Consider the following 6,992-nt stretch of genomic DNA (forward strand, 5'->3'; position numbering starts at 1 on the left):
GATTCACTCGGCGTCGGGCTCGATGCCGACGAGCGTGTATTTCTCCCGCACCACGGCATGGTTGCGCAGCACGCGCTTCACCTTGAGCCTGGCGCGGGAGTTCGCGTTCACGAATTCCTTGTTGAACAGGCCGAGCTGATGCGCGGTCAGCTCGCGATCGACTCTGCCGCGGATCGTGCCTCTTTCGTCGGCTACCCTGAACTCGAACTGGTGCGACTCGGGCAGCACGCCGGCGAGCTGCCCGCGAACGGTCTCGTCGTCGTCGACGACCGTCGTCGTCCTTGCGCGATCGACGGCCCTCGCGACCACATCCGAGCCGAAGCTCCGGTCAGTATCGCCGGATACCAGCCGCACGGTCGCGCCGCTCTTGCGCATAAGATCGAAGAATTCGCCCGAAGCGGCCAGCACGCGCTGGTCGATCTCCTCGACCGCGCTCCTGAAGTCCTCCTCGTCGTCCTCTCCGAACGCCATCAGGAGCCGGGTCGCTTCGTCGACCGCCGTCTTCAGGGAGGAATCCAACATCTGATACTGCGGCTGCACTTCCTCGAGGAGAAAGCCGAACGACCCCCTGACGATGTTCGTGATGTGAAGCGTCGAGGAAGACCGCCGCGGCACCGTCCCGCGCTCGGCCAAGCCGACCGTATCGTGGGCGTGCACCATGGATACCAGATCCTGGAACTGACCGACGGCCGAGCCGGCGAAGCCGCTTTCGATGCCTTGGGAACCAACGACCGGTTTGCCTCCAAAGAAGAGCGCCGCCGACGCGAGCGTCTCTGGCGGCATCGCCTGCAATCTCGCCAAGGCTTCCTTCAATTCGTTCAACTGGTCTTCCAGCCCGAAGCGGGACATGACGTCCCGATCGCCGACCCTATCGAGCAGCGCGGTGACCTCGGAAATGTTCGCCTCAATGTAGTCGCGTTCCAACTTGCGCAGGCTGGTCATGTGCCGTCTCCCGTGTTGGGATCGGACGAGGTTGGCTCGGGCCCCAGCAAGTTCAAAGCCTGATCGTCTTCGGCGACGGTGTCCAGCGGCACCTGCACCATCCCCTTCCAGACCAGATCTTCGCGCCGGTGCGAGAACAGACTGAGGTAGTAACGCGTGAGATCGACCAGGATCTCGTCGTCGCCGTCGAGATCGAGCGGAAGAAAGTCGACGTGGAAGGAGGCCTTGACCTGGGCCCTCCCCAGCACCGGCCTGTTGGCCTGCCAGAAAAGTCCGAGATCGTGCAAGGTCCTCGCATGCGGTGGCCGGCGGAGAAACGTCATCGTGTCGATGTCTTTCGGCTCCTCGCCCTTCTCCACGAAGCTCCCATCGATCCACTGAAAACCTGTACCGAAACCGATGGCTCTGAGCGCCTTCCTGTGCAGCAGCCATCCTCGAAGGATCGATTTACGCCCTTCGCTGAAGGCGAAAAACTGAACCACATCGAGCGCCGATCCTCTGTACGGCGACATGTCGCTCGAAGGACCTGCAGGTGTGTCACCTACGAAGGGAGGCAATAATCCGTCGATATTAAAATCAGGTATTGGCATAAATGATCCGATCGACCGGCACTCACGGGCAGCAGCCGCTTCGGTCGTCAAGGACCGCGATGGAAGAGCCTGGAAGACGATCTCGACGCAACTCAATGAATGGACCAATTGTGTTGTAGAAGATTCCTTTCGGTCAACTTCGACCAAAGGTTTATCCGCAGACATCGTGAACGGCCAAGGTGTGCGCGTCGGAAGCCATTGGTCGACCCGCGCGGGGCGTGGCGTCAGAGTTCACCGCACGCCTGTCAGCCACGGATGCATGGACGTGATCGCTTCCGTACGCCGCTCTTCGCCAAGGTCCGCCCTTGAGCGTTCAATTGGACCCGACTCGGATGTTCATGTTATGTTCTTATGTGGGTATGAGCGACCGCCCCGCAAGCTGGCGTATGCCGACCGAAAAGCCGATGCGAAAGCTCGCCGCCGGCGCTGAAGGAAGATCCCGAGCCGGCGACTTAGCGTTCTGCACAGGCGCTGCGGAACAGGTGAACAAGATTCAGCCCTACCGATTGCGAATCCTGACCCATGCTATCCGCGCGGAACGCGCCGGCAACGGAAGGATTCGTTTCGGCAGGAGTGATCTCGATGCCGATGACTATGGAAAGATCGAGAGCCATCCGGATGCTGCGAGGCTGGGCGATCAACGTGCTGCAGGAAGCAGGCGCCATCCATGAATGCGAGGAGCACGGCTGGGCGAAGGATCGGGCAGATCCGCATGCCTGCCAGCGTGCCATCGAGATCGCAGAGCAGGATCCGCCTTCCGGGCTCTCTCTGGACGAGGCCGTCGCCGAGGTTCGCGATGTCCTTGATTCGATCGGCGACACCTGCCCGGAGTGCGTCGAGGAGTAGGCTGCGGCTCGGCTGCCTCGACCATGGCATAAGCCGGCCGAGACCCCCATATCGGGTCGCACCACTCGGCATCGACACCCTGCCGCACCCCTGGAGCTTTCGTGAAGACCCCCGGCCTCATCATCCCGAGACCTGCCCGGCAACGATCGGCAGCGCTGACCTCGAACGAAATCGGCGTCTACGTGCCGCTCGAGGCCTTGTTTCCCGGCACCGAGGTCAGCGAAGCGACGATGCAGGAGTTGCTGCAGCCGTTCGGGCGCGACGCCCTGCTGGTAGCCTGCGCGCGGCTGAACGCGATCGTTGGTGGAACCGGCAAGCCCGACACACTGGCACGTCAACAACGCGCCATCGGCATGATCTGCGGCGCGGATGATCTGCGGCGCATCAACGAGTTCGCCCGAACCAGGCCTCCCGGGGACGTCCCGGTCGTATTCTTCCGCGGGCAGCTTCTCGAGCTGATGCGTTGGGTTGCGCGCTTCTGCGCCCCCACAAACGGCATAGAGTCCTTCGACGAGTCCGCGAAGAGCCGCCTGCTGAAGGCCGCGTTGATCGCAAGCAAGTTCTGGAGCGACAGGGTGTTCGCCGACCGTTTTTCCGCCACGCTGCCCGTCGATGAAGCCCGCGAGCGGGCCCTCGGAGCATTTCGCCGCGGGCTCGAGGAATCGATGATCGCACCCTATCTCGGCACCACGCTCGGGCGAGGGTGGTCGCTATTCTCGGAGCATTTTCCGCGGCATTATCCCGACTTCGAACCCGAATTCGTGAAAGCGACCGGCCTCACCGTCGAGCAATATTTCACCTGCGTCACCGGGCTCGCTCTGTATCTGCCTTTCGACTCACCGACCGGGTCTCTCTTCGACGCGAGTACCGTCGCGGACGCGACCGCCTATCGCAAGAAGTTCGAGGCATACATGGCGTCGGAATCCCAGACTCCCGAAGAACTCGCAGTCACCCTGTGGGATGGGCTCGCCGAACGCGGTTACCGGGATCTGCGCGAGCGGCCGATCCTTCGGCTGGCGAACGGGCGCGCCATCATCCTCGATCCCGTCTTCTTCAGCGAGAAGATATCCGTAGGGCCTCTGTTCCATCTGCTGCCCGGCGGCAACGCCAACAAGATCTTCGGAGCTTTCGGCAAGGCATTCGAGGATTACGCGAACGGCATCCTGCGACGGATGTATCCGGACCGTCCGGGTCTGGCTTCGCGCCTTCGGTGCGGCGTCGAAGCACGCGACAGCGAGGGGCGCGATTTCGAGATCGACGCCGTGCTCGACTACGTTCCCCAAGCGGTGGTCTTCGAGCAGAAGGCGGCTTGGCTAAGGGACGAGGTGGTGTTGGGTGACATCGAGGTCTGGATCGAGCAGATACGATCCCGCTACGGAATCTCGTCGGTTCAGATGGGTGGGAAGAAAGAGCGACCGAAGGGCGTCGCGCAACTGGCGCAGATTGTCCGCAGAATCATCGACAGGAACGGCGGAGCGGCGCAGCCGATCTTCGAAGAAGTCTCGGTTATCCATCCGGTCCTGCTGGTTCACGACACGCGCCTGAACGCCCCCGCCTACGGCACCTTTCTCGACGCCGAGTTCCGCCGCCTGTTCGGATCGGTCCCGAAGGACAAGCGCGTGATGCCCATGGTCATCATGACGATCGATGATCTCGAAAATCTCGAATCCTCGGTGGCCGAGTTCGGCATGCAGCAGCTGCTCGCGGACTACGCGGCCGCGCAACCGGAAGGTTTGGTCTCGCTACACAACTTCATGGTCCACGACGAACGATACGCGGAGAAGGTGAAGGTCAGCGCGCAACTCGTCGCGGACGCGCGGCGCCTGATCCAGCTTGCGCAACGGGAGCTGTTTCCCAACTCTCCGGATCTGGATTGGGACGAGGCGAACTGAGAAGTCAGGCCGTCTTGCGCCGCGGCTTGGCGCTTGACTTCTTCGCCGCGGTCTCTTAGCCAGCGTCTTGCCGATATCGCCTTGATCGCGAAGTGCGCGAATAAGCGTAAGCGCGGCTACCTGTAGTCAGCACGGAGGCTTCGCAGCATAGCGCATTCGCTTACAACGATCGGGGCGCCTACTTGGCGAACTGATCGTATTCATCAAGCAGGAATGACAAGTAGCTGCGGATCAAATTGCAGATCAGCCTAGCCTCGTGCGGCGAAAGCTCACTTTCGGCCGTGAGTGTGGCGCCATGCCGCACACCGCCACCTGTGGGTGACGACAAGTAACCGTGGAGGGACTTCATCCAATTAATCGCCTGCTCTGCGACTTGCCCCTTGCGATGCAGCTTCAGCTCGTCGGCAATCTTGTGGAAATACTTGCCCTGGATTGTGCCATCCCCAAAGGGGAGGCCTTGAAGAACGGTTGAAACCGTTTCGAGCATCCAAAGGATTTCCTGGACGGCCTGCCGGTTCTTACCCGCGGCTAGATATTCTTCTGACTGCTTTAGCGACCGCTGAATTTTTTCATGGGCCTGCGCATCCAGAGAGGGCGGAAGTGTCTCAATCTCAACCGGCACCTGTGCCCGGCGGGCGATCAATTGCGGCTCACCTCGTAGCCTGCATCGAAGCGGGCAAGACCGTCAACATCACCTCGCGGCGCGCGCTGGCCAAGGCTCTGGGCTACGACAATCCCGATGTGTTCGACGATCCCAAGTTCGCTGAGGAGGTCCTGAACTTCTTCGACGGGCTGAAGGCCATCCGGCAGAAGAACCTCGACGACCAGCATCCCGACAGCGTGCGGGTCAAGGCCCAGCCGCTGGCTTCGGGGACCGAGGCGATGCGGTTTGCCGACGTCGTCAACGCGATGTCGTTCGTCATCGACGATGGCCTTTCGGAAGCGGCTAAAGAGGTCGCGGCCGGATTCTGTGACCATGTGCAGGAACTGATGGACTTGGATGATTTTCCGATGTCGGGCCGCCTTGGTATCACTAAGGACCTGGACGATCTTTTGCAGGATCTCCGCGAGAAGGCGGCGCATGCTTACTTTGCCACGCGCGACCGCAAGCTTCGCGGGCCGGATTGGGGAGACAAGCCGTCCTGGGAGGCGACGATCGGCTTTCTCGTCGTCGTCCCCACAGACCGGCAGCTCAACGAACTGTATATCCCGCGGAAGTCTAGGTTCGCGTAGGACCAGTCACGGCTTACCGCGCTGCCAGAGCAGCACTGCCGCCGGTAGTGGCGTCTCGGGGCATCCGATCAATTTCTGAAGCTCGGCCCGATCCTCAGGAAGCAGGCACAGGCTTTGCGCCGGATAGTCGGGCTGAACCTCTCCGCTCACACATTCATCAGGGATCAATCGCAACAGTGCCCTGAACGCGGGATTGAAGCGGCGAGGCTCCCAGCCGCTCGCCGCGTGAAGGGTAGGCGTCCATTCGCGCGCTTCGTCCTCGAGCAGCAGCTTTGCAAGTACGCGGGCATCTTCTGCCGTCGATGATCCCCAGCCCATCACTTGATAATCGAGCTGTTCATAAAACTTCTGCGTCAACCGCAGCCACCAATTATCTCTGCCGATCGCCCGGTCGATCGTGACCAATCCATGCGAGTTCAGCTCGAACGCGGCTTGCTCAACAGCCTTGCGTTCGACATCCGGCAACAGCGCGCACAGATCGGCCAGCATCCGGCCACGGCCTGCCATTCCGTCGCCAGGTGCACGTGCCAAGGCGACAGCCAGCTGAACGCTTGGGCCGGTCAACGTCGTGGTGGGATTGAGGGCCTGGTCGTGTTCATCGAGCCGACCAGAGTGCTCGTTCGTTCGCGCCGAGATCGCGCTTTCCCATTTACTGCGCGATTTTTGCGCCTGGGTCGGCATGAATTCCCCAACCAGCTTCAGCAAGCTGCTCACCCCCGGGATGATCCCGAGCGCCGCTTCCAACGGAACACGCGCCCGGTCATCGGGGTGCTTGGTCTCGGGTGGGGCTATGGGCCTGTGTTCGCGCGGTTCATCGGTCATGCGCAGCGGCTCCTCGCGGACGTTTAGCCGATTCGCTGCCACCGCGGCACAAAAGGCGTTTACCATCTCATGTTGCTGGCAAGGCGGACGATGCTCTCAGTAGCTAGCGTCAGATAGTCCTGGTCGCCACGCGCAAAGCCAGTTTCCAGCAACGTTGGTTGGACTTCACCCTTCCAGCTATCAAGAATTGATCGGGCGGAGCGGCCGTCCCAGGCTGCCCGGCCAAGCGGCGCCCGAACATATTGCCGAGCTTGAAGCGCTGCTTGAAGTGTTGCCTTATCATGGGCCAGCCCGATGTAGGCTAGGGTGCCCAGTAGCTCGAAATGCGTGAACAAGGTAGTGAACTCTCCCTTGGTGAACAGGTAATCGAGCTATCGCCAAATTTTGGTGACGGCGCGGCCGGTCAGGCGGCGGCGGTTATGGGCTGACGGTCAGTCGGTTTGGCGATGACCTCGATCCCGTCGTTGAATGTCACACCGAGAACGAGTTTTGGCAACTGGTTGTGGCCATCGAGACGACGCCAGCTTTTCTGCGCGGCCTCAAGCAGTTTGAAGACCATCGCGAGTGCCGTCCTGTTGGACAGGCAACCCTTCGATCGGATCGTGCGGTGTCGCACGGTAGCGAAGGTGCTTTCAATGGGATTGGTCGTCCGCAAGTGTTTCCAGTG

At 61.3% G+C, this 6,992-nt stretch carries 9 protein-coding genes and 1 pseudogene; 3 read left to right on the forward strand and 7 right to left on the reverse strand.

Annotation, left to right across the window (positions count from 1 at the left end; genetic code table 11):
* Positions 1–3: 3 nt before the first annotated feature.
* The 3 genes from K289_RS0136950 to K289_RS51910 form a co-directional block, all read right to left on the reverse strand.
* Positions 4–942 (reverse strand): hypothetical protein, encoded by a 939-nt coding sequence (locus K289_RS0136950; protein ID WP_027556013.1) that lies wholly within the window; start codon positions 940–942, stop codon positions 4–6.
* The gene (locus K289_RS46555; protein ID WP_156918387.1) at positions 939–1,679 is read right to left on the reverse strand and encodes a hypothetical protein; all 741 of its coding nucleotides are present in this window, start codon (positions 1,677–1,679) and stop codon (positions 939–941) included. Before K289_RS46555 ends, K289_RS0136950 begins: the two co-directional genes overlap by 4 nt.
* A gap of 305 nt (positions 1,680–1,984) precedes the next feature.
* Positions 1,985–2,146: a hypothetical protein gene (locus K289_RS51910; protein WP_198024850.1), complete on the reverse strand. Its 162-nt coding sequence runs from the start codon at positions 2,144–2,146 to the stop codon at positions 1,985–1,987.
* On the opposite strand from K289_RS51910, the gene K289_RS0136960 reads away from it, so the two are divergent.
* Together K289_RS0136960 and K289_RS0136965 are read left to right on the forward strand one after the other, a co-directional pair.
* Positions 2,115–2,378: a hypothetical protein gene (locus tag K289_RS0136960; RefSeq protein WP_027556014.1), complete on the forward strand. Its 264-nt coding sequence runs from the start codon at positions 2,115–2,117 to the stop codon at positions 2,376–2,378. The genes K289_RS51910 and K289_RS0136960 overlap by 32 nt on opposite strands.
* A gap of 101 nt (positions 2,379–2,479) precedes the next feature.
* A complete protein-coding gene (locus K289_RS0136965; protein WP_027556015.1) occupies positions 2,480–4,270 on the forward strand; it encodes a hypothetical protein in 1,791 nt (596 codons plus the stop codon).
* Between the two features lie 178 nt (positions 4,271–4,448).
* On the opposite strand, the gene K289_RS46560 is transcribed toward K289_RS0136965, so the two are convergent.
* On the reverse strand, positions 4,449–4,913 hold the full coding sequence (locus K289_RS46560) for a hypothetical protein (RefSeq protein ID WP_156918388.1): 465 nt from the start codon (positions 4,911–4,913) through the stop codon (positions 4,449–4,451).
* Between K289_RS46560 and K289_RS48035 the strand changes: the two genes are divergently transcribed.
* A complete protein-coding gene (locus tag K289_RS48035; protein ID WP_051311227.1) occupies positions 4,895–5,503 on the forward strand; it encodes a hypothetical protein in 609 nt (202 codons plus the stop codon). The genes K289_RS46560 and K289_RS48035 overlap by 19 nt on opposite strands.
* A gap of 6 nt (positions 5,504–5,509) precedes the next feature.
* Here K289_RS48035 and K289_RS51915 read toward each other — a convergent pair whose 3' ends face one another.
* From K289_RS51915 to K289_RS0136990, 3 genes and pseudogenes are all read right to left on the reverse strand, one after another.
* The gene (locus K289_RS51915; protein ID WP_198024849.1) at positions 5,510–6,325 is read right to left on the reverse strand and encodes a hypothetical protein; all 816 of its coding nucleotides are present in this window, start codon (positions 6,323–6,325) and stop codon (positions 5,510–5,512) included.
* A gap of 59 nt (positions 6,326–6,384) precedes the next feature.
* On the reverse strand, positions 6,385–6,660 hold the full coding sequence (locus tag K289_RS46570; RefSeq protein ID WP_035687318.1) for a hypothetical protein: 276 nt from the start codon (positions 6,658–6,660) through the stop codon (positions 6,385–6,387).
* 68 nt (positions 6,661–6,728) lie between these two features.
* Positions 6,729–6,992: pseudogene (locus tag K289_RS0136990) on the reverse strand (IS256 family transposase); the annotation flags it as partial.

The sequence above is a fragment of the Bradyrhizobium sp. Cp5.3 genome, assembly GCF_000426265.1.
Lineage (GTDB): Bacteria > Pseudomonadota > Alphaproteobacteria > Rhizobiales > Xanthobacteraceae > Bradyrhizobium > Bradyrhizobium neotropicale.

Bases quoted from the DNA above. Each gene is read 5' to 3' on its own strand.
- K289_RS0136950 (WP_027556013.1), bottom strand. From the start codon at position 942: ATGACCAGCCTGCGCAAGTTGGAACGCGACTACATTGAGGCGAACATT.
- K289_RS0136960 (WP_027556014.1), top strand. From the start codon at position 2,115: ATGCCGATGACTATGGAAAGATCGAGAGCCATCCGGATGCTGCGAGGC.
- K289_RS51910 (WP_198024850.1), bottom strand. From the start codon at position 2,146: ATGGCTCTCGATCTTTCCATAGTCATCGGCATCGAGATCACTCCTGCC.
- K289_RS51915 (WP_198024849.1), bottom strand. From the start codon at position 6,325: ATGACCGATGAACCGCGCGAACACAGGCCCATAGCCCCACCCGAGACC.